Here is a 20,236-nt window from a genome sequence, read left to right on the forward strand (position 1 = left end):
CCCGGTCCGCACAGGGTCCGGCGCGCATGGGGCGGGCTCGAACGGGTCCCGGCCTGCGCCGGGCGTCGGCCTGCGTGGGGCCGGGCCTGCACGGCGTCGGCCTGAGTGAAGCCCGGCATGCACCGGCGTCGGCCCGCATGCGGCCCGGGCCGCCGAGGCCCCGGCCTGCCCGTCGCGCGTCGTGCGCGATCGTTGGCTGCGTCACTTCGCGCCCGGGGCCGTACTGCCGACGGCGCGGCGCTCATAGGCTGCCCCCATGATTCTCCCCGCGGCACTGCTGCTGCTCGGCGCGCTGACCGCCGTGCTCGCCCCCAGGCTGCTCGCCCGGGCCGACTGGCCGGATCGCGAACCGGTGGTCGCCCTGTGGGTCTGGCAGTGTGCGGTGGCGGCGGTGATCGTGTGCTGCGCGCTGTCGATGACGTTCAGCGCGGCGGCGGCCTGGCACGCCGTGGGCGGCCCCGTCTTCGCGACGGCCCCCGGACGCGTGGTCGAGGCGTACGCGCTGGGCACCTCGGGGCTGTGGGCCGACACGACCGCGCTCACGCTGGCCTGCGGCGGCCTGTGGAGCGTCGCGATGCTGACCCGGGAGGTCGCGCGGGCCCGCTCCCGGCGTCGGCTGCGCCGGGCGGAGCTGAGGCACCGCGCTCCGCTGCTGCCGGGCGAGGAGCCCGGCCGCGGCCGGCTCGTCGTCCTGGAGGGCGAGCGGCCGGACGCCTGGTGGCTGCCCGCCGCTCCCCCGCAGCTGGTGGTCACCACCGCCGCGCTGCGCCGCCTCGAAGGCCGGCAACTGGACGCGGTGCTCGCGCACGAGAAGGGCCACGCGCAGGCGCGTCACGACTGGCTGCTGCACTGCTCCGTCGCGCTGGCCGACGGTTTCCCGCGGGTTCCGGTCTTCGCTGCGTTCCGCGACGAGATGCACCGCCTGGTCGAACTGGCCGCCGACGACGTCGCCTCCCGCCGCTTCGGGCGGCTGACCACCGCCCTGGCTCTGGTCGAACTCAACGAGGGCCGGGGCGTCTTCGGCCCGTGTCCGACCGCTCAGGCCCAAGTCCCGCAGCGGGTCCACCGCTTGCTCACCCCACCGAACCGGCTCACGGCGGGCCGGAGGCTGCGGCTGACGGCCGCCGCCGCGCTGGTGCCCGCGGTTCCGGTCCTGGTGGCCTTCGCACCGGGACTGTGGGTGTTGGGCTAGCAGGGGAAGTGGCCCCGGAGGACCCGGTTCGGCGAGTATCGCAGCATGCAGACGCCGCCGGTCGACTCCCCGCCCGCCCCGCCGCAGCCGCGCACGGCCCTTCGCGCCGCCTGGGCACTGGCCGTGTGCTCCGCGCTCGTGCTCACCCTGGTCGCCGTCGAGTGGGGGCCGCTGCTGAGACTCGACGACGACATCGCCGGCACGACGCACCGCTGGGCCGTCGAGGAAGGCGGCGTCACGCGGACGATGCGGGTCCTCACCGACTGGGTGTGGGACCCCTGGACGATGCGCCTGCTCTGCGCGGTGGTGGTCGTGTGGCTGTGGTGGCGCCGTGGCGACCGGTGGACGGCCGGGTGGCTGGCGGCGGTGTGCCTGTCGGGCAGTCTGCTGCAGCAGGTCCTGAAGGCGGCGGTGGACCGCCCCCGCCCGGTCTGGCCCGACCCCGTGGACTCCGCGCACTACGCGGCCTTCCCCTCCGGGCACGCCATGACCGCCACGTTCGTGTGCGGCCTGCTGGTGTGGCTGCTGCACCACTACGGCGCCGGGCGCCTCCCGCGCCGGGCCGGCCTCGCCGTGGCCCTGGTCTCCGTGGCCGGGGTGGGCGTGACCCGGGTGTGGCTCGGCGTCCACTGGGCCTCGGACGTCGTCGGCGGCTGGCTCCTGGGCGCGCTGGTCGTGGCCCTCGCGGTGCTGGTGCACCGGCGCGGGCATCCGCGAGCCGATCGGCACGGGTCCTGACCTGGGCTGACGGGCTTCACCCGGTACGCATGTAGCCCGAGGCAACCATGGGGTGGTGCCGTCCGCCTCGGACGATCCCCCGTGTCGCCCGAGGCAGACGGTGCGGACGATCCGTGAAGGTCCGTCCGCCTGCGCCGAGTATAGTTGGCTGGCAGCCAGTCAACGCAGGAGTACAGCATGTCCCCGCGCAGCGCCTCGGTCAATGAAGAATTGCGGCGGCGCTCGAAGGAGCGTCTTCTGCAGGCCGCCGTGGAGCTGGTGGGCGAGCGCGGCTACGAGGCGACCACGCTGGGCGACATCGCCGACCGGGCAGGCTCGGCACGCGGACTGGTCTCGTACTACTTCCCCGGCAAGCGGCAGTTGGTGCAGTCCGCCGTGCACCGGCTGATGCACCGGACCCTCGAGGAGGCTCTGGAGCGCGAGCCGCGCACCTCGGGGGGGTCCGAGCGGCTGGCGCGGGCCATCGACGCGATCCTGGGACTCGCCCGGGACCGGCCGGTGCTCATGCGCCAGCACATGGCGGGGCTGCTCCAGGCCGAGGTGGGCTTCGTACCGTGCCCCGAGCAGCGACGGCTCGCCGAGTTGCTGCGGGACACCATGGCCCGGCACGGCTCGCAGGACGTCGACCGCGACTACCCGATGCTGCGCGCACAGTTGATGGGCGCCGTCTTCGCGGCCCTCGTGCCCGGGGTGCCGATGCCGGTGCCGGAGCTGCGCGCCGAGTTGTTCGGGCACTACCGGCTGGACTGGAAGCTGGGTGTCCCGCCGGGAGCCGAAGCACCCGGCGGGACGACGTGCGACCCGGACCTGTCGCGGTTCTTCGAGACCGGCACCCCGGAGCAGCCGGCCCACGCGGAACGCACGGATCAGGTGGACCGGACGGAACCGGCCGGACGGACGGAACCGGCGGACCGGACGGACCCGGCCGCTCAGTCGAAGTAGTCCGGCTGCGTCTGCGTGTTGAGCTCCCGCAGGTGGACCCGCTCGGCCGGGTCGGTGCGCCGGTCGCTGAGCTTGAGGACGTCGAAGCCCTTGGCGATGTCGTTCGAGTAGATGTAGCCGTTGTAGTAGTACGCCGACCAGGAACCACCGGTGATCATCGTGTCGGTGCTCAGCGGGCCGCGCTCGAAGTAGGCGATCTCCTTGGGCCGCGAGGAGTCGGTGAACTCCCAGACGGAGACGCCGCCCTGGTACCAGGCCTGGACCATGATGTCCTTGCCCTTGACCGGGATCAGCGAGCCGTTGTGGGCCACGCAGTTCTCGGTGTCGGCCTGGTGGCGCGGGATCTTGAAGTAGTTGCGGAAGACCAGCTTGCGGTGGTCGCCCCGGCCGACGATGTCGTAGATGCCGTCGGCGCCGCGGTCCGGCCCGATCTCCGCGTTGCAGGTGGCGGCTCCGCCGCCGCCCAGCTCGTCGGTGAAGACGACCTTGTTCGCCTTCTGGTTGAAGGTCGCCGAGTGCCAGAACGCGAAGTTCACGTTGTCCTGGACGCGGTCGATGACCTTCGGGTGCTCGGGGTCCTTGAGGGAGAACAGGATGCCGTCGCCCATGCAGGCGCCCGCCGCCAGGTCCTCGGAGGGCAGGACCGTGATGTCGTGGCAGCCGGTGGTCTTGGTGACGCCCGGGTTGGTGGGCCCGCCCGGGTTGCCGCCGCCGTCGGGGCCCTCACCGGGGAACAGCACGGGGAAGCCCACCAGGGCCGCCCGCTCGGGTGCCTGGCGCGGCACCTTGATCACGGAGATCCCGTCGTGCGGCGGCTGGCAGTCGGGGTAGGCGGCGTTCGGTGAGTAGGAGGAGACGTAGATGTAGACGTTCTTGCGCTCGGGCACCAGCGTGTGGGTGTGCGAACCGCAGGCGGTCTCGACCGCGGCGACGTACTTCGGGTTCCGCTTGTCGCTGATGTCGAAGACCTTCATGCCCTCCCAGGAGGACTTCTCGGTCGCGGGCTGCGTGGTGCTGTTGCAACTGCTGTCGCTGCGCGAGGAGTCGGTCGACACGAACAGCAGGTCCCCGGAGACGGAGATGTCGTTCTGCGAGCCCGGGCACAGCACCTGGGCGACGGTCTTCGGCTTCTTCGGGTTCTTGATGTCGAAGATGCGGAAGCCGTCGTAGTTGCCGGCGAAGGCATAGCGGCCCTGGAACGCCAGGTCCGAATTGGTGCCGGGCAGCGCGTCCTTGGGGATGTTGGTCAGGTGTTCGATGTTGTCGGAGTGGACCGTCTCGTCCTGACCGGGTATCCCGCCGCTCTCGATGGCTTCGCGCACCTCGGCGCGCGCGCTCTTCGACACCTCCTTCGAAGTGGCCGGACCGTCCCCGGGGTCGGGGGTGGCCATGGCCGGTCCTGCGGTGAGCAGCGCGGACAGGAGTCCGGCGGCGGCGGCCGCGACTCCCAGGCGTCTGCGCCGCGTTCGCGGGTCGCTCAACAGGGTCACTGTTTCCTCCCAACGTCCGTTCCGGTTGGAACGGTTCACGCACCACGCAGTATCGTCTTCGCCATGCACATACCAACAGGGGGCAACAAAGACGCAATGAAGTTTTTTGATCACTGACGCGCGGAAGCGTGCTAGGACGGTCATCGCACCCACAACGTGTTCCGCTTTCCTCCCCGCAGGGAGTGCCCCCAGTCACAGGAGGTCGTCGTGTCCCCTCGCCCCGGGCCGTCCAGCGCGTCGCTCGTCATGGCCTCGATGAGCGCACTGGCGGTGCTCGCGCTGGGAGCCTGCGACTCGGGATCGGACACCGGCGCGGCGGCCGCGGCCGGTCCCTCGGTGATCGCGCCGGGCAAGCCGGGGGAGGGCAACCGGACCCTGTCCGCCGAGGACGCCGAGAAGCAGCGCGCCGACGACGACTCCCCCAACTCGGCGGACGTCTCCTACGCGCGGATGATGATCCAGCACCACGCCCAGGCACTGGAGATGACCGAACTGGCACCGGAGCAGGCCGGGTCCGGCCGGGTCAGGAAGCTGGCCGAGCGGATCTCGGCCGCGCAGGGCCCGGAGATCAAGGCGATGGAGGGCTGGCTCGAGACCAACGGCGAGAAGAAGGCGGGTGGTCCGCACGAGCACGCCGCGATGCCGGGCATGGCGACCGAGGCACAGTTGAAGAAACTGCGCGCGGCGCGCGGCAAGGCCTTCGACCAGCTCTTCCTGACACTGATGATCACTCACCACGAGGGCGCGATCAATATGGCCGCGGACGTGAAGTCCGAGGGCAACAACGTACGGATCGAGGAGATGGCCGACGACGTGGTCGCCCAGCAGACGAGTGAGATCTCCCGGATGCGCGCGATGCTGTGACGCCGCGGCGGCCCGGCGGCGGAACGGGCTCCCGGGTGCGCCTCAGCGACGCGCGCGACGCGGCGTCAGGAAGCCCTCGTCGCGCGCCTGGCCGATCAGCCTGAGCGACTTGCGCCTGCTGTGCCCGGTCGCGCTCATCACCGCGAGGACCGGATCACCGCCCTCCTCCCGGGCCGCCCGGTACTCCCGGGCGACCAGCCTGCGCCCCTCCCGTCCGCGCGGCCACGCGGACCTGGCCCGCCGCGACGCGGCCGGAACGCCACGGGCGGCGACCGGCACGCAGGCCTCGAACAGCGGGTTCTCCAGCCACTCGGCGAGCACGGCCAGGTCGTCGAGGGACAGCGGCGGCCGGGCCCGCACGTCCTCGACCCGCACGTCCTGGCCGGACAGCACGGCGAGCGCGTCGACCCGGGCACCGTCGGCGAAGGCCAGCCGGACGTCGAACCACGAGGTCGTGGTGCCGCCCTCGCTCACCACCCAGGCGTGCCGCACGGACATCTCACCCTCGTCCGGACAGCGGTCGGAAAGCTGAAGAGAACGATCAACGAAGGATGCTTCGAGCACATACGCAACGTAACCGAATGATCACATTCCATACGAACGGAACACGCTTCGTTCAGCCGACGCGGCACCCTGTCAGCGGAGCGGCCGCGCCGGGGCAGGCGCCCCGGGCGCGGAGGTCAGTCGCTCCCGACGACGGCCGCCTGACGGGCGGCCGCGGCCAGCAGCGCGTCGAGCAGCCCGGGGAAGAGGGTGTCCAGGTCGTCCCGGCGCAGACCGTTCAGCTTGGCCGTGCCCCGGTAGGTCTGCCGGATCACCCCGCTCTCGCGCAGCACCCGGAAATGGTGCGTGGTGGTGGACTTGGTGACCGGCAGGTCGAAGTGCGAGCAGGAGAAGAGCGCGTCGCTGTCGGCGGCGAGGTCCCGCACGATCCGCAGCCGCACCGGGTCGGACAGCGCGTGCAGCACCCCTTCGAGCCGGATCTCCGCACGCGCGGGATGGGGCAGCTCGCGGGCGCCGGCGGCGGTGGCGGCGGGAGGCACGGCGACTCCGGTTCGTCAGGGGGTCCCGCCGGTCGGCGGGGCACCCCATTGTACGAAGGACGCCGTAGTTTGACACTCGACGTACTACGAGGGTTATCGTACGAGCCGTCCCGAACCGCAGCGTCCCAGGGAGCAGCCCGCCATGAGCGCACTCTTCGAGCCCCTCCGGCTCCGCGACACCACGATCCCCAACCGGATCTGGATGCCACCGATGTGCCAGTACTCGGCCGCGCCGGAGGGCCCGGCGACAGGCGTGCCGGGCGACTGGCACTTCGCGCACTACGGCGCCCGCGCGGTGGGCGGCACCGGGCTGATCGTCGTGGAGGCCACGGGCGTGTCGCCCGAGGGCCGCATCTCCCCGCAGGACCTCGGACTGTGGAACGACACGCAGGCCGAGGCGTTCCGCCGGATCACCGACTTCATGCGCTCCCGGGGCACGGTGCCCGCGATCCAGCTGGCCCACGCCGGCCGCAAGGCGTCGACCGCGCAGCCCTGGAAGGGCGGGGCGCCGGTGGGACCGGACGCGTACGGCTGGCAGCCGCTGGCGCCGAGCGCGCTGGCGTTCGACGAGCGGCACCCGGTGCCGACCGAGCTGACGGCCCCGCAGATCCAGGAGCTGGTCGGCCGGTTCGCGGACGCCGCGCGCCGGGCGCTGGCCGCGGGTTTCGAGATCGCCGAGATCCACGGCGCCCACGGCTACCTGATCCACGAGTTCCTGTCGCCGCACTCCAACCACCGCACCGACGCCTACGGCGGCTCGTACGAGAACCGCACCCGGTTCGCCCTCGAGGTCGTCGACGCCGTACGAGAGGTGTGGCCCGACGACAAGCCGCTGTTCTTCCGCGTCTCGGCGACCGACTGGCTGGAGGAGGGCGGCTGGACGCCGGAGGACACCGTCCGTTTCGCCGGCGACCTCCGGGCCCACGGCGTCGACCTCCTGGACGTGTCCACCGGCGGCAACGTGCCGCGCGTCCGGATCCCCACCGGGCCCGGCTACCAGGTCCCGTTCGCCGCGCGGGTGAGGGCCGGGAGCCCACTGCCGGTCGCCGCGGTCGGCCTGATCACCGAAGTCGGACAGGCCGAGAAGATCCTGGCCAACGGCGAGGCCGACGCTGTCCTGCTCGGCCGCGAGCTGCTGCGCAACCCGTCCTGGGCCCAGCACGCGGCGCGGGAGCTCGGCGCGGACGCCCGGATGCCGGACCAGTACGGCTGGGGGATGTAGCGGCGGGGCCCCGGGGGCGGGGTTTCGCGCGAGGCGTTGACCAGAAAGCGCTTACCCTCTACGGTCCGTTCATCAGCGTGACCGTCTCGGACGCCGCAGGCTCCTATTTTCCCAAAGGGAGCCTTCGGCGTCCGGTAAGCGATCAGATTGATGCACAACGTTCACGTACATGTTCCGTTCACCCCCACCCCTTCGGAAGGGATCAGAACATGACCGCTGCGACACACCCCCGCCTGCCACGGCGCGCGGCGACCGGCGCACTGGCGGCGCTCGGACTCTCGATTGGCATGCTCATGACCTCCGGGGCCTCCTCGGCCCACGCCGCCACCTGGCCGACCCCCAACGGCAGTCAGGGCGTCTCCTCCACCATCGCCGTCTCCGGTACCAAGGACTACGGGATGAAGCGCCTGTACGGCACCGGCGACCTGGGCTCCGACGGCCAGGACGAGGACCAGGGCCCGATCCTGGAGCTCGCCCCCGGCGCCGTCCTCAAGAACGTGATCATCGGCGCTCCCGCCGCGGACGGCGTCCACTGCAAGGGCAGCTGCACGCTCCAGAACGTCTGGTGGGAGGACGTCGGCGAGGACGCGGCGACCTTCCGGGGCTCCTCGTCGTCGAACGTCTACACGGTCTCGGGCGGTGGCGCCAAGGAGGCCGGCGACAAGGTCTTCCAGTTCAACGGCGCGGGCACTCTGAACGTCTCCGACTTCGCCGTGAAGAACTTCGGCACCTTCGTCCGTTCCTGCGGCAACTGCTCGACGCAGTACAAGCGGACGATCAACCTCAGCGGCATCGAGGTGAACTGGAAGGGCGGCCGGATCGCCGGCATCAACACGAACTACGGCGACAGCGCGACCCTGCGCAACATCACGATCGTCGGGGACAGCAGCAAGAAGATCGTCCCGTGCCAGAAGTACATCGGCAACGACGACGGGGACGAGCCGGACTCGAACGGCTCGGGAGCCGACGGCACGTACTGCAAGTACTCCTCGTCCGACATCACCTACAAGTGACGCCTCAGGTCCGGGTGGCGTGCGCCCGGACCTGTCCGGACTGCTCCCGCTGGTACCGCGCGTAGGCGTCCCGCAGGGCCTCCCCCGGCCAGTCGGGCGGGAGCAGCTCCGCGGGCAGCACCGGATCGGCGAGCAGGTGCCGTACCACGGCCGCGAAGGCGGTGAGGCGGTCGGCCGGGCGCCGCGCCCGGCCGACGTGGTCCAGCAGGGCCCGGGCGTGGTCGGACCACTCCGCCAGCGGCCACAGGCGCGCGGCCAGTTCGGCGGCCGGGGACGCGGGCCGCGAGACCAGCCGCTCGGCCACCGGGCCGAGGTCGGCGGGCAGCGGGCGGTCGAGGTTGGCGGGGCGCAGCCAGACACCCTCGCGGAGTTCGGCCAGGCGCAGGGCGGTCAGCCGGGTGCGCAGCTCGGCACGGGCGGCGGGCCCGCGCCCCGTCGCGGTGATCACGAGCGTCTCCCAGTCGCCCTCCCACGCGCGCGTGTGCGGGCCGAGGGCCTCGTCCTGGCGCCGCTGGCGCTCCAGCAGCCGCTCGCTGAGCCGGTATCCGGTCCCGGTGCGCCTCAGGTCCCCGGCGGCGGCCATCCGGCTGAGCGCCGCGCGCGCGGTGGAGGCGCCGACGTCGAAGCCCTCCACGAGCCGCACCAGTTCCCGCGCCGGAAGCTCGGGGGGATGGGTGCCGAGCAGCAGGCTCAGGACCACCGACCGCGCGGACAGCGGACGCGGTCGGAACCCACCGGGGGCCTTTGGACCGTTCATCCGCGCGGGTACGTGTCGTTCGTCCACATGGGCACGTACTGTACGTGCGCCCACCGTGTTGCACTATTGCTGCGACCGCAGAGGCAGTGCAACACTCGGGTCATGACGACACTCGCGCAGGAGCCGCCCTACGAGCCGTACGAGCCGTCGCAGGACCCCTGGGCCCGGCCGGCGGGGTACGCCACGCACGACGTCACCAACCAGCCTCCGCCCCTGGCCCCCTACGACGCGTCCGACGACACGGTCCTGCTGGAGGGCGTGCGGCGCGAGGGCGCGGCGTGGGCCGAGGACGGGCTGCGGCGGCTGGGCCGGCGGGCGGGCAGTGCCGAGGCGCAGGACTGGGGCGACCTCGCCAACCGGCACGAGCCCGTCCTGCGCACGCACGACCGGTACGGTGACCGGGTCGACGAGGTCGAGTACCACCCGAGCTGGCACCACCTGATGCGGGTGGCGGTCGGCGAGGGCCTGGCCGGGTCGCCGTGGGCCGACGACCGGCCCGGCGCCCACGTGGCGCGGACCGCCGGGGGCCTGGTCTGGGGGCACACGGAGGCGGGGCACGGGTGCCCGACGTCGATGACGTACGCCGCCGTCCCGGCCCTGCGGGCCCAGCCCGAGCTGGCGGCCCTCTACGAGCCGCTGCTGACCTCCCGCGCGTACGAACCGGGGCTGCGGACGCCCCTGGAGAAGCAGGGCCTGCTGGCCGGCATGGGGATGACCGAGAAGCAGGGCGGCTCGGACGTCCGGACGAACACCACGACGGCCACGGCGACCGCCGAGCCCGGCGTGTACACGCTGCGCGGGCACAAGTGGTTCACGTCGGCCCCGATGTGCGACGTGTTCCTGGTGCTGGCGCAGGCGGCCGGCGGGCTGTCCTGCTTCCTGGTGCCGCGCGTCCTGCCCGACGGCACCCGCAACACCTTCCGCATCCAGCGCCTGAAGGACAAGCTCGGCAACCGGTCCAACGCCTCCTCGGAGCCCGAGTTCGACGGGACGGTGGCCTGGCTGGTCGGACCGGAGGGGCAGGGCGTCAAGACCATCATCGAGATGGTCAACTGCACCCGGCTGGACTGCGTGATGTCCTCGGCGACGCTGATGCGCAAGACCCTAGTCGAGGCCGGTCACCACGTACGGCACCGCAGCGCGTTCGGCGCCCGGCTGGTGGACCAGCCCCTGATGCGCAACGTCCTGGCCGACCTCGCGCTGGAGTCCGAGGCCGCGACCACGCTCACCCTGCGGCTCGCCGGCGCGGCCGACCGTGCCGTGCGGGGGGACGCCGGGGAGGCGGCGTTCCGCAGGATCGCCACCGCCGTCGGCAAGTACTGGGTGACCAAGCGCGGGCCTGCCTTCACCGCCGAGGCCCTGGAGTGCCTGGGCGGCAACGGGTACGTCGAGGAGTCGGGCATGCCCCGGCACTACCGCGAGGCACCGCTGCTGTCGATCTGGGAGGGCTCGGGGAACGTCAACGCCCTCGACGTGCTGCGGGCGCTCGGCCGCTCCCCCGCCTGCGCGCACGCCCTGTTCGAGGAACTCGCCCTCGCGCGCGGTGCGGACACCCGGCTGGACGCGGCGGTGGCCCGGCTGGAGGCGGGGCTCGGCGAGGCCTCCGGGACCGGTGCCCGCCGGCTGGTGGAGCTGATGGCCCTGACCCTCCAGGGCTCGCTGCTGGTCCGGCACGCCCCGCCCGCCGTCGCCGACGCGTTCTGCGCCACCAGGCTGGGCGGCGACTGGGGGCACTCCTTCGGCACGCTGCCGGACACGGCCGACCTCGACGGCGTGCTGGCGCGGGCGCTGCCCGGAACGGACTGACCGGGAGGCACGGCAGGACCCCTCACCGGACTCGACACCACGGCCTGACCTGCGACGACAGCCTTCCGCGGGGTGACTGTCAGTGGCTGGGTGCAGACTGGCCCGTGTCCGAGACGAAGGCGTCGACGAGGACGCCGCGGAGGTGGTCGGCATGACCGAGGTACTGCTCGCCGTGGGCACCCGCAAGGGCCTGTTCATCGGGCGTCGGCGGGGTGGCACCTGGGAGTTCGACGAGAGTCCCTGCTTCAACGCCCAAGCGGTGTACTCGGTCGCCCTCGACACCCGCGGCGACACCCCGCGCCTGCTGGCCGGCGGCGACAGCGCGCACTGGGGCCCGTCGGTGTTCCACTCCGACGACCTGGGCCGGACCTGGACCGAACCGGCCGCGCCCGCCGTCAGGTTCCCCAAGGAGACCGGCGCCTCGCTGGAGCGGGTGTGGCAGCTGCACCCCGCTGCCGCCGAGCCGGACGTGGTGTACGCGGGCACCGAGCCGGCCGCGCTGTACCGCTCGGAGGACCGCGGCGAGAGCTTCGAGCTGGTCCGCCCGCTGTGGGAGCACCCGACGCGCTCGCGGTGGGTGCCCGGCGGTGGCGGTGAAGGACTGCACACCGTCCTCACCGACCGCCGCGATCCCCGGTCGGTGACGGTCGCCGTCTCGACCGCGGGCGTGTTCCGCACCTCGGACGGCGGCGCGAGCTGGGCGCCGTCCAACTCCGGTGTCTCCGCCGTCTTCCTGCCCGATCCCGACCCGGAGTTCGGCCAGTGCGTGCACAAGGTCGCACGGGACGCGGCCAACCCGGACCGCCTGTACCTCCAGAACCACTGGGGGGTGTACCGCAGCGACGACGCCGGCGGGCACTGGACGGACATCGGCGAGGGTCTGCCCTCCACCTTCGGTTTCGCGGTGGCCGCCCATCCGCACCGGGGCGACACGGCGTACGTCTTCCCGATCAACGCGGACTCCGACCGGGTGCCGGCGGACCGCAAGTGCCGGGTCTTCCGCACGGCGGACGCGGGCAGGAGCTGGGAGCCGCTCTCCGCGGGCCTGCCCCAGGAGGACCACTACGGCACCGTGCTGCGCGACGCGCTGTCCACGGACGACGCGGACCGGGCGGGCGTGTACTTCGGCAACCGCAACGGCGAGGTGTTCGCGTCGGCCGACGACGGCGACAGCTGGCGGCAGTTGGCCTCGCACCTGCCGGACGTGCTGTGCGTGCGGGCCGCGGTCGTCGCGTGAACCGGACCGGGGGGACCGGCTTCGGCCACGGGTTGATCGGCGCCACCCGTACGGCAGTAGGGTGACGCCCGTGGCACCACGACCCTTGAACGAAATCGTCGAAGCGGGCTGGGCGAAAGCCCTGGAACCCGTCGCCGGGCGGATCACCTCGATGGGTGAGTTCCTGCGCGCGGAGATCGCCGCCGGACGCACCTACCTCCCCTCCGGGGCGAACGTCCTGCGGGCCTTCCAACAGCCCTTCGACGACGTGCGGGTGCTGATCGTCGGGCAGGACCCGTATCCCACCCCCGGGCATGCCGTGGGGCTGTCCTTCTCCGTCGCCCCCGAGGTACGTCCGCTGCCCGGCAGCCTGCTCAACATCTTCCGCGAGCTGAACGCCGACCTGGATCTCCCGCAGCCCTCCAGCGGGGACCTGACGCCTTGGACGGAGCAGGGTGTGCTGCTGCTCAACAGGGCGCTCACCACGGCCCCGCGCAAGCCCGCCGCTCACCGCGGCAAGGGCTGGGAGGAGGTCACCGAGCAGGCGATCCGGGCGCTCGCGGCGCGCGGCAAGCCGATGGTGTCCATTCTGTGGGGCCGGGACGCCCGCAATCTGCGGCCGCTGCTCGGCGACCTGCCGGCCGTGGAGTCCGCGCACCCGTCCCCGATGTCGGCGGACCGGGGCTTCTTCGGATCCCGCCCGTTCAGCCGGGCCAACGACCTGTTGATGCGCATGGGGGGCCAGCCGGTCGACTGGCGGCTGCCGTGAGCGGCGTCGGCTTCCCGGCCGCGCTGTGGCCGAGGAGCGTGCCGGGCAGTCACCATCGGCCCGGCGGTGAGGTGAATCGTGCCGATGTCGGCCGATCCGTACATCACTCATCAGACAAAACCGGACGGATACCGCTCACCTGCACCCTCCCCGAACAGGGAAGCCCCGGAAACCAGTAACATGCGGCGCCATGAGCTCCCCCACTGGGCCCGCGTCCGGCCTGCCCGTACGAATGCCGCGCCCCCGCCAGCCCGGACGGCACCGCCGTCCCGAACCCCTGGTGGCTCCCGAGGGCGCGCCGGCGCTCGTCCTCGCGGTGCCGGGGACGCCCAGTAGTGCCACCCGCGGCCTCGCCGACGAGGTCATCAGCATCGCCCGCTCCGAGCTGCCCGGGCTCGACGCCCGGATCGGCCACCTCGACGGGGACGACGACGAGTTCCCCACCCTGTCCACCGTGCTCGTGCGGGCCGCCGAGGAGCGCACCGCCCGCTTCGAGCAGGCGCGTGCCGCCGGTCTGGACGTGAGGGAGCCCGAGGGCCCCGTCGCGGTCGTCGTGCCGCTGCTCGCGGGCCCGGACAACGCGCTGCTGCGCCGGATCCGGCAGGCCGTCATGGACAGCAGGATCGCGGCCGAGCTGACCGATGTGCTGGGGCCCCACCCGCTGCTGGCCGAGGCGCTGCACGTGCGGCTGTCCGAGGCGGGTCTCGCCCGCGCCGACCGCGCCCGCCTGTTCACCGTGGCGACCGCGGCGGACGGCATCATCCTGGCCTCCGTGGGCGGTGACGAGGCGGTCCAGGCGGCCGGGATCACCGGCATGCTGCTCGCCGCGCGCCTCGCCGTGCCGGTGATCGCGGCGGCGCTGGACGAGGAGGGCTCGATCGCGTCCGTGGCCGAGCAGCTGCGCTCCTCGGGGTCCCAGCAGCTGGCGCTCGCGCCGTACCTGATCGGGCCGGAGATCGAGCAGTCGGTGTTGGAGGAGGCGGCCAAGGAGGCGGGCTGCTCCGCCGCCGAGCCGCTGGGCCCGTACCCGGCGATCGGCAAGCTGGCGCTGGCCAAGTACACGACGGCGCTCGGCATCTCGCCGCAGCAGGCTCAGGGGACGCCGGTCCGGTGACGTGCCGCGCTCTTCACGGGCGCGCGTGGAAGGGGCCCGCTCCGGGGCAGGAGCGGGCCCCTTCCACGCACAGGAGGCTTGTCCGCCCGCGACCGCGGGGGCCTTCCGCCCGCGACCGCGTCAGGCCGGGCCGAAGACCACGCAGGATGCCGCCGGGGCTGCCAGGGAGCCCGTGCGGCGGGGAATGCCGGTGGCCGGGTCGAGGGCGAACCAGGTCACGTCTCCGGAGCGTTCGTTGGCCGCGTACAGGAAGCCCTCCGAGACGGTGATGTCGCGGGGCCAGTGTCCGCCGCAGGGCACGGTGGCGGACAGCCGGAGTCCGTCCGGCTCCACGACGAACACGGACAGGACGTCCTCACCGCGGGTCGCGGTCCACACGAAGCGGCCGTCGGGCGAGACGGCGATGCCGGACGGGTAGGCGTCGCCCGCCGGGGCTCCCGGCAGCACCGGTACCTCGGTGAGCGGCTTGAGCAGGCCGTCGGCGGCGTCCCAGTGGCAGACGGTGACGGTGGGCGACAGTTCGTTGACCACGTAGGCGTGGGCGCCGTCCGGGTGGAAGGCCAGGTGCCGCGGGCCCGACCCGGGGCGCAGCGCGATCTCGCGGTGCACGGCGGGGGCGCCGTCGGCGAGGGTGCAGACACGCACCGAGTCGGTGCCGAGGTCCACGCTGACGGCCCACCGCCCGCTGGGGTCGGGCCGCACCTGGTGGGCGTGCGGCCCCTGCTGCCGCTGGGCGTGCGGGCCGGAGCCGGTGTGGCGCAGGACGCCGGACGCGGACCGGGCCAGGGTGCCGTCGGCGCGCAGCGGTACCGCGGTGACGGTGCCGGAGCCGTAGTTGGCGGTCAGCACGTGTCCGGCGTACAGGCCGAGGTGGGTGGGTCCGTCGCCCTCGACGGACACCGGACGCCCGAAGGGCTCGGGCTTGTCGCCGCACACGCGGTACGCGGCCACCGCGCCCTCGGCCGTCTCGCTGACGGCGTAGAGGGTCTCCCCGTCGGGCGACAGGGCCAGGTAGGAGGGGTCGGCCAGGCCGTCCGTGCCGCTCACGACCGTGAGGGCTCCGTCGTCGGGCGCGACGGTCGCCGTCAGGATCCCGGGGCCGCCGGCCGCCGTGAACGACCCGATGTATGCCCGCCGCCGCCTGTCGCCGTCCGCCACCGCTGCCCCTCTCGTCCCGCTCCGTCTGCCCGCTCGACCCGCATCACGCACCGACCGGCCGTCCGGCTTGAGCGTCCGGCCTGTCCGTCCGGCCCGGTCGCCGGCTCCGGGCGTCCGATCGCCCGGCCGTACGACCCTCCGGCCGTCCGACCCGGGCATTCACCCGGGAGCGACGGTAGCAGTCGATCACATGCGGTCTAGACCAAACGGGTGCCGCGGGTACGGCGGGTCAGGCGCCTGCCAGTCGCGAACCGGAAGGGGCTCCCAGCGGCGCGGCGAGTTCGGCGAGGGCGTGTTCCAGGTCGTGGAGGTGGGCCAGCGCCGGTTCGGCGGCACGCGGGCCGCCCGCGCGGGCGGGGACGCCGCCGCCGGTGAGCGCCTCGACCGCGGCCTCGACACGCCAGCAGGCGGCGGCCAGCCGGGCGTCGTGGGAGGCCTCGGGGTCGGCGGCGACGGCGACCAGCCCGCGGATCTCCCGGGCGCAGTCGTCGAGCAGGCCGAGGACCCGTCGGGCCCGCCGCCTGCGGCCGTACATCGGGCTCAGCGGGTGGACGAGCGGGGCGACCGACAGCCGTACCCGGCCGAGCAGCTGCTCCAGTTCCGCGACCCTGGGCGCCGGGTCGGCGCCCTCGGTGCCGGCGAGGCGGGCGGCGGCCTCGGCGGTGCAGGCGTGCACGCAGCGCAGGGCGCGCTGGATCCAGGCGTCGGTGACGGCATGGGTGGTGACGGGCAGGACGAAGAGCACGGCGAGCACGGCACCGAGCGCGCCCACGCCGGTTTCGGCGAAGCGCAGCGCCAGCAGGCCGGGACTGAGGACGCCCAGCAGGCCGTAGAGCAGCTCGGCGAGCAGGGTCACGCAGAGCATCATCCAGGTGTAGGAGACCGCCGCGGTGTAGAAGATGCCGAACACGCAGGCGGCGGCGAGTACGGCGGTGGGCACCGCGGACCCGGCGAGGGGCACGGCGATCAGGAAGCCCAGGCCGATGCCGACGACCGTGCCGAGGACGCGCCGGAAGCCGCGCACCAGCGTCTCCCCGCGCGAAGTGGTGTTGACGAAGACCCACCAGGTGGCGCCGACGGCCCAGTACCAGCGGTCGCCCGACACCAGCTGGCCCACGACCAGCGCGAAGCCCGCGCCGGCGGTGGCCTGCACGGCCTGGCGGGTGGTGATGCGTGCCAGCCCGGTGCCGGCGGGCGGTGCGGGGACGACGGGCGCGGGGCGACGGCGCTCGTAGCACCACAGGCCGAAGCGCACCGCCGCGGCGGTGGCCACGGACAGCAGGACGGCTGCGTACATCTCGGGCAGCCGGTCCGTGGTGGCGTGCAGGAACTGGGCGACGAAGAAGGTCATGAAGGCGAACACGCCGAGGCTGTGCCCGCGCGGCCCCCAGCGGCGCGCGTACACGCCCGCGCCGACGACGGCGAGGAAGGCGAGGTCCCGGACCACGGGCAGGTCGTGCAGCGCCGCGGCGGCGGTGAGGACGGGCAGTCCCGCCACCGGCAGCAGCGCGGTGGTGACGGCCTGACCGCGCACGGTGGCGTCGGTGACGGTGAACAGCGCCAGCAGCGCGGCGAGCCCTCCGGTGATCGCGCCGACCAGGGAGGTGCCGGCCAGTCCGCAGACCACGACGGCCAGCCCGATGCCGAGGACGGCCCGGGCGGCGAACCGCAGCCGGGACCGTCCCGGGTCCGGGCTCACGAACACCTTCTTCAGCACTGCCTACCGCCCCCTCGCTCGTCCACGTCCACCGGCTGGAAGTCACCGCATGCAAAAGGCGCCGCGGGGGTCCGCAGCGCCATCGACACGTCTATAGGAGCATCTCTGCCACCAGTGGCTCAACCGGCCGCTGCAGGAATGGGCCATTGGTACAGTGATCACGACATGTTCACGGCCACTGGGGTGCCAATGGCCGACGCGAGAGGGGCCCGCCCGCGATGGCCGTCGACGAGCTCGACACCCGGATCCTCCGTCTGCTCCTGGAGCAGCCGCGCACCAGTGTGCGCGAGTACGCCCGCCTCCTCGGGGTCGCCCGCGGCACTCTCCAGGCCCGTCTCGATCGTCTGGAGCGGGACGGTGTGATCACCGGTACCGCTCCGTCCCTCTCCCCCGCCGCCCTGGGCCATCCGGTGCTCGCGTTCGTGCACATCGAGGTCACCCAGGGGCATCTGGACGAGGTGGGCGAGGCGCTGGCGGCCGTGCCGGAGATCGTCGAGGCCTTCTCCATCACCGGGGGCGGGGACCTGCTCACCCGTGTCGTGGCCCGTGACAACGCGCACCTGGAGGATGTGGTGCAGAAGCTGATCAGCCTGCCCGGTGTGGTCCGCACCCGCAGCGAGGTGGCGTTGCGCGAGCGGGTGCCGCACCGGCTGCTGCCGCTCGTGGAGTCGATCGGCCGCTCGGCCCGCAGGTGATCCTTGGCATCCTGGACGCCATGAGCACCATGGGACCCCTCGGCGGCATCTCGGCCGTCTTCGATCTGGACGGAACACTCGTGGACAGCGAGCCGAACTACTACGAGGCGGGTCGACGCACTCTCGCCGAGTACGGCGTCGCGGACTTCACCTGGGCCGACCACGAGGCGTACGTGGGTATCAGCACCCGGGAGACGGTCGCCGACTGGAAACGGCGGTACGGGCTGCGGGCCACGGTCGGGGAGCTGCTCGCCGTCAAGAACCGCCACTATCTCGACATCGTCCGCACCTCGGTCCGCGCGTACCCCGAGATGCGCGCGTTCGTCGAGTTGCTGGCCGGCGTGGGCGTGCCGATGGCCGTGGCGTCGGGTTCGTCGCCGGAGGCGATCGGGACGGTCCTCGCCCGGACCGGCCTGGACGCGCACCTGCGCACGGTCGTCTCGGCCGACGAGGTCGCACGGGGCAAGCCCGCCCCCGACGTCTTCCTGGAAGCGGCCCGCAGGCTGGGGACGCGGCCGGCCCGGTGCGTGGTCCTGGAGGACGCCGCTCCCGGGGCCGCCGCCGCGCACGCGGCCGGGATGCGCTGCATCGCGATCCCCTACGTCGCGGCGCAGGCCGACGCCCCGGAGTTCGCCACCGCGGGGCTGCTGCTGCGCGGGGGCCAGGAGGAGTTCACCGCGCGGGCGGCGTACGACTGGCTCGTGCGCGAGGCGCGCACTGCCTGAACCGACGGCGACCTACGGCGACCGATGGCGTCCTGACTCGGGAAAGAATCCGAGCAAGTGCCCGAGACGGTGATCAGACCGGCGCCCGTATCCGTATCTCCCGGTGTCCGAGCCTGTCTTCGCCCAGGAGGCACGATGCGCATCACGCGCGCCACGGCAGGGACCGCCTTCGTGGCCGGTGCCCTGGTCCTCACCCTGACCGCACTCGCCTACCCGACCATGCTGGGAGTGCAGAACGCGGGCAGCGACCAGGCCCGCGTCGTCACCGAGACGCGGTACGGGCCGCTCACCGAGCAGGACCGGGACTTCGTGGTGAAGGTGCGTGCCGCGGGACTGTGGGAGCACCCCCTGGGGCTGATGGCCATGGAGCGGGGGACGACTGCGGAGATGAGGGAGGCGGGTGAGCACCTGGTCGTCGGCCACTCCCGGCTGGACGCGACCTGCCGGAAGATCGCGCCGGAGCTGGGCATCACCCTGCCCAACCTGGCATCACCGCAGCAGCAGCAGTTCGTGTCGACCGTGGACGGGACCACGGGCAAGCAGTTCGACACGACGGCGGTCAACATCATGCGGATCACGCACGGCCAGATCTTCCCGGCCATCGCCAACATCCGCGCCAACACCAAGAACTCCCTGGTGCGGCAGCTCGCCGACCAGGCCAACGACACCGTCCTTGACCACATCACGGTGCTGGAGAAAACGGGGCTGGTCAACTTCGACCAGGTCAACTTCCAGCAGACCGCCCCGCCGAGCCTGCCCAAGGTGCAGCTCACCCCGCCGGCCCCGCAGCCGGGCGAGCCGGTTCTCTCGCTCACCGCGCCGCCCGGCCTGGAGGTCAACACCTCGGCGCCCACGCCGAGTCCGACGGTCCGCTGAGTCAGCGGTGGCCCGGCCTGCCGCCGCGTCCGCCCTTGCCCTTGCCGCCGCTGCCGCCCCTGGACGCGCCCCCGGCACCGCGCCGGGCGGCCCCTCCGGTCTGCCTCCCGCCGGCCTTTCCGCCAGCCTTGCCACCCGCTTTGCCGCCGCCCGACCTCGCGCCGCCCGGCTTGCCGCCGCCCGACCTGCCGCCCTCCGCCGTGCGGCGCGGGGCGGCGGACGGCTCGGGCTGCCGGCCCCGGGTGCTGTTGACGGTCCGGCCCCGGACGATGCCGATGAAGTCCTCGACACGGTCCGTGTGCGCGTCCTCCCGCCAGGACAGGGCCACGCTCGACTCGGGGGCGTCCGTGACCGTGCGGTACGTGAGGTCCTTGCGGTGGTGCAGCCGGGCCAGCGACAGCGGCACGAGCAGCACGCCGATCCCGGCCGCCACCAGCTCGACGGCGTCCGCGGTGCCGGCCGGACGTTCCAGGGCGGGCCTGCCGGGCAGCCGCTCCCAGTCGAGGACGTCGTCGAGGGGGTGCAGCACGATCTCGTCGGCGAGGTCCTCGACGCTCACCTCCTCGGCCGCCGTGACGAGGTGGTCCCTGAGGACCAGCACCACCGTGGTCTCGGTGTAGAGCGGGATGGCGCTGAGCACACTCCGGTCGACGGGCAGCCGCACCAGTCCGGCGTCGGCGTCACCGTCCCGCAGCACGCCGCCCGCGTCGGCGGCCGGGACCTGGGTCAGGGCGAGCGGGACGTCCGGCAGCCGCTCGTTCCAGATGCGCACCCATTTGTCGGGCGTCACCCCCGGGACGTACGCGAGCCGGAACGAGGGGGGAGCTTCCGAGCCTGTCACCCGGCCAGGTTACCGGGCGTGGTCGGGAGCCACTCACACGATCGATACCCTTGACGGC

20 protein-coding genes are annotated in these 20,236 nt (G+C 73.1%); 13 read left to right on the forward strand and 7 right to left on the reverse strand.

Features of this window, described 5'->3' with window-relative positions:
• Positions 1-256 precede the first annotated feature (256 nt).
• The 3 genes from EV562_RS12190 (at position 257) to EV562_RS12200 (ending at position 2,872) form a co-directional block, all read left to right on the forward strand.
• Positions 257-1,192, forward strand: coding sequence for a M56 family metallopeptidase (locus tag EV562_RS12190; RefSeq protein WP_133886790.1), 936 nt, complete (start codon positions 257-259; stop codon positions 1,190-1,192).
• Positions 1,193-1,237: 45 nt separating this feature from the next.
• Positions 1,238-1,930, forward strand: coding sequence for a phosphatase PAP2 family protein (locus tag EV562_RS12195; RefSeq protein ID WP_133886791.1), 693 nt, complete (start codon positions 1,238-1,240; stop codon positions 1,928-1,930).
• 177 nt (positions 1,931-2,107) lie between these two features.
• Complete coding sequence (locus tag EV562_RS12200; RefSeq protein ID WP_133886792.1) at positions 2,108-2,872, forward strand: TetR/AcrR family transcriptional regulator; 765 nt, start codon at positions 2,108-2,110, stop codon at positions 2,870-2,872.
• Here the strand turns inward: EV562_RS12200 and EV562_RS12205 are convergent.
• Positions 2,860-4,362 (reverse strand): hypothetical protein, encoded by a 1,503-nt coding sequence (locus EV562_RS12205; protein ID WP_133886793.1) that lies wholly within the window; start codon positions 4,360-4,362, stop codon positions 2,860-2,862. The genes EV562_RS12200 and EV562_RS12205 overlap by 13 nt on opposite strands.
• 207 nt (positions 4,363-4,569) lie before the next feature.
• Between EV562_RS12205 and EV562_RS12210 the strand changes: the two genes are divergently transcribed.
• Positions 4,570-5,226, forward strand: a complete 657-nt coding sequence (locus EV562_RS12210) for a DUF305 domain-containing protein (RefSeq protein ID WP_133886794.1) — start codon at positions 4,570-4,572, stop codon at positions 5,224-5,226.
• 42 nt (positions 5,227-5,268) lie between these two features.
• On the opposite strand, the gene EV562_RS12215 is transcribed toward EV562_RS12210, so the two are convergent.
• Positions 5,269-5,724 (reverse strand): DUF6214 family protein, encoded by a 456-nt coding sequence (locus EV562_RS12215; RefSeq protein ID WP_133886795.1) that lies wholly within the window; start codon positions 5,722-5,724, stop codon positions 5,269-5,271.
• A 182-nt stretch (positions 5,725-5,906) separates the two neighbouring features.
• Positions 5,907-6,269, reverse strand: coding sequence for a helix-turn-helix transcriptional regulator (locus tag EV562_RS12220; protein WP_133886796.1), 363 nt, complete (start codon positions 6,267-6,269; stop codon positions 5,907-5,909).
• Between the two features lie 142 nt (positions 6,270-6,411).
• On the opposite strand from EV562_RS12220, the gene EV562_RS12225 reads away from it, so the two are divergent.
• Positions 6,412-7,491, forward strand: a complete 1,080-nt coding sequence (locus EV562_RS12225) for an NADH:flavin oxidoreductase/NADH oxidase (RefSeq protein ID WP_133886797.1) — start codon at positions 6,412-6,414, stop codon at positions 7,489-7,491.
• A gap of 209 nt (positions 7,492-7,700) precedes the next feature.
• A complete protein-coding gene (locus EV562_RS12230; protein ID WP_133886798.1) occupies positions 7,701-8,504 on the forward strand; it encodes a pectate lyase in 804 nt (267 codons plus the stop codon).
• A 4-nt stretch (positions 8,505-8,508) separates the two neighbouring features.
• On the opposite strand, the gene EV562_RS12235 is transcribed toward EV562_RS12230, so the two are convergent.
• Entirely contained in the window at positions 8,509-9,261 is a 753-nt protein-coding gene (locus EV562_RS12235) for a PaaX family transcriptional regulator C-terminal domain-containing protein (RefSeq protein ID WP_208298345.1), read from the reverse strand.
• Positions 9,262-9,363: 102 nt separating this feature from the next.
• Here EV562_RS12235 and EV562_RS12240 point away from each other — a divergent pair, with 102 nt between their 5' ends.
• From EV562_RS12240 to EV562_RS12255, 4 genes are all read left to right on the forward strand, one after another.
• A complete protein-coding gene (locus EV562_RS12240; RefSeq protein ID WP_133886800.1) occupies positions 9,364-11,067 on the forward strand; it encodes an acyl-CoA dehydrogenase family protein in 1,704 nt (567 codons plus the stop codon).
• 82 nt (positions 11,068-11,149) lie between these two features.
• Positions 11,150-12,304, forward strand: a complete 1,155-nt coding sequence (locus EV562_RS12245) for a sialidase family protein (RefSeq protein WP_133886801.1) — start codon at positions 11,150-11,152, stop codon at positions 12,302-12,304.
• A 70-nt stretch (positions 12,305-12,374) separates the two neighbouring features.
• A complete protein-coding gene (locus EV562_RS12250; protein WP_133886802.1) occupies positions 12,375-13,052 on the forward strand; it encodes a uracil-DNA glycosylase in 678 nt (225 codons plus the stop codon).
• 190 nt (positions 13,053-13,242) lie between these two features.
• The gene (locus tag EV562_RS12255; protein WP_133886803.1) at positions 13,243-14,166 is read left to right on the forward strand and encodes a hypothetical protein; all 924 of its coding nucleotides are present in this window, start codon (positions 13,243-13,245) and stop codon (positions 14,164-14,166) included.
• Between the two features lie 120 nt (positions 14,167-14,286).
• Here the strand turns inward: EV562_RS12255 and EV562_RS12260 are convergent, their stop codons facing one another.
• A complete protein-coding gene (locus EV562_RS12260; protein ID WP_133886804.1) occupies positions 14,287-15,324 on the reverse strand; it encodes a lactonase family protein in 1,038 nt (345 codons plus the stop codon).
• Positions 15,325-15,553: 229 nt separating this feature from the next.
• Positions 15,554-17,041, reverse strand: coding sequence for an FUSC family protein (locus EV562_RS12265; protein ID WP_133886805.1), 1,488 nt, complete (start codon positions 17,039-17,041; stop codon positions 15,554-15,556).
• A 218-nt stretch (positions 17,042-17,259) separates the two neighbouring features.
• On the opposite strand from EV562_RS12265, the gene EV562_RS12270 reads away from it, so the two are divergent.
• The 3 genes from EV562_RS12270 (at position 17,260) to EV562_RS12280 (ending at position 19,337) form a co-directional block, all read left to right on the forward strand.
• The gene (locus EV562_RS12270; protein ID WP_031033981.1) at positions 17,260-17,736 is read left to right on the forward strand and encodes an Lrp/AsnC family transcriptional regulator; all 477 of its coding nucleotides are present in this window, start codon (positions 17,260-17,262) and stop codon (positions 17,734-17,736) included.
• A gap of 29 nt (positions 17,737-17,765) precedes the next feature.
• Complete coding sequence (locus EV562_RS12275; RefSeq protein ID WP_166661756.1) at positions 17,766-18,461, forward strand: HAD family phosphatase; 696 nt, start codon at positions 17,766-17,768, stop codon at positions 18,459-18,461.
• Between the two features lie 135 nt (positions 18,462-18,596).
• Positions 18,597-19,337 (forward strand): DUF4142 domain-containing protein, encoded by a 741-nt coding sequence (locus EV562_RS12280; RefSeq protein ID WP_133886807.1) that lies wholly within the window; start codon positions 18,597-18,599, stop codon positions 19,335-19,337.
• A gap of 1 nt (position 19,338) precedes the next feature.
• Here the strand turns inward: EV562_RS12280 and EV562_RS12285 are convergent, their stop codons facing one another.
• Positions 19,339-20,178, reverse strand: a complete 840-nt coding sequence (locus EV562_RS12285) for a LysR substrate-binding domain-containing protein (RefSeq protein ID WP_133886808.1) — start codon at positions 20,176-20,178, stop codon at positions 19,339-19,341.
• Between the last annotated feature and the right edge of the window lie 58 nt (positions 20,179-20,236).

Origin of the sequence: Streptomyces sp. BK208 (genome assembly GCF_004364245.1) — a bacterium.
Classification (GTDB): Bacteria; Actinomycetota; Actinomycetes; order Streptomycetales; family Streptomycetaceae; genus Streptomyces.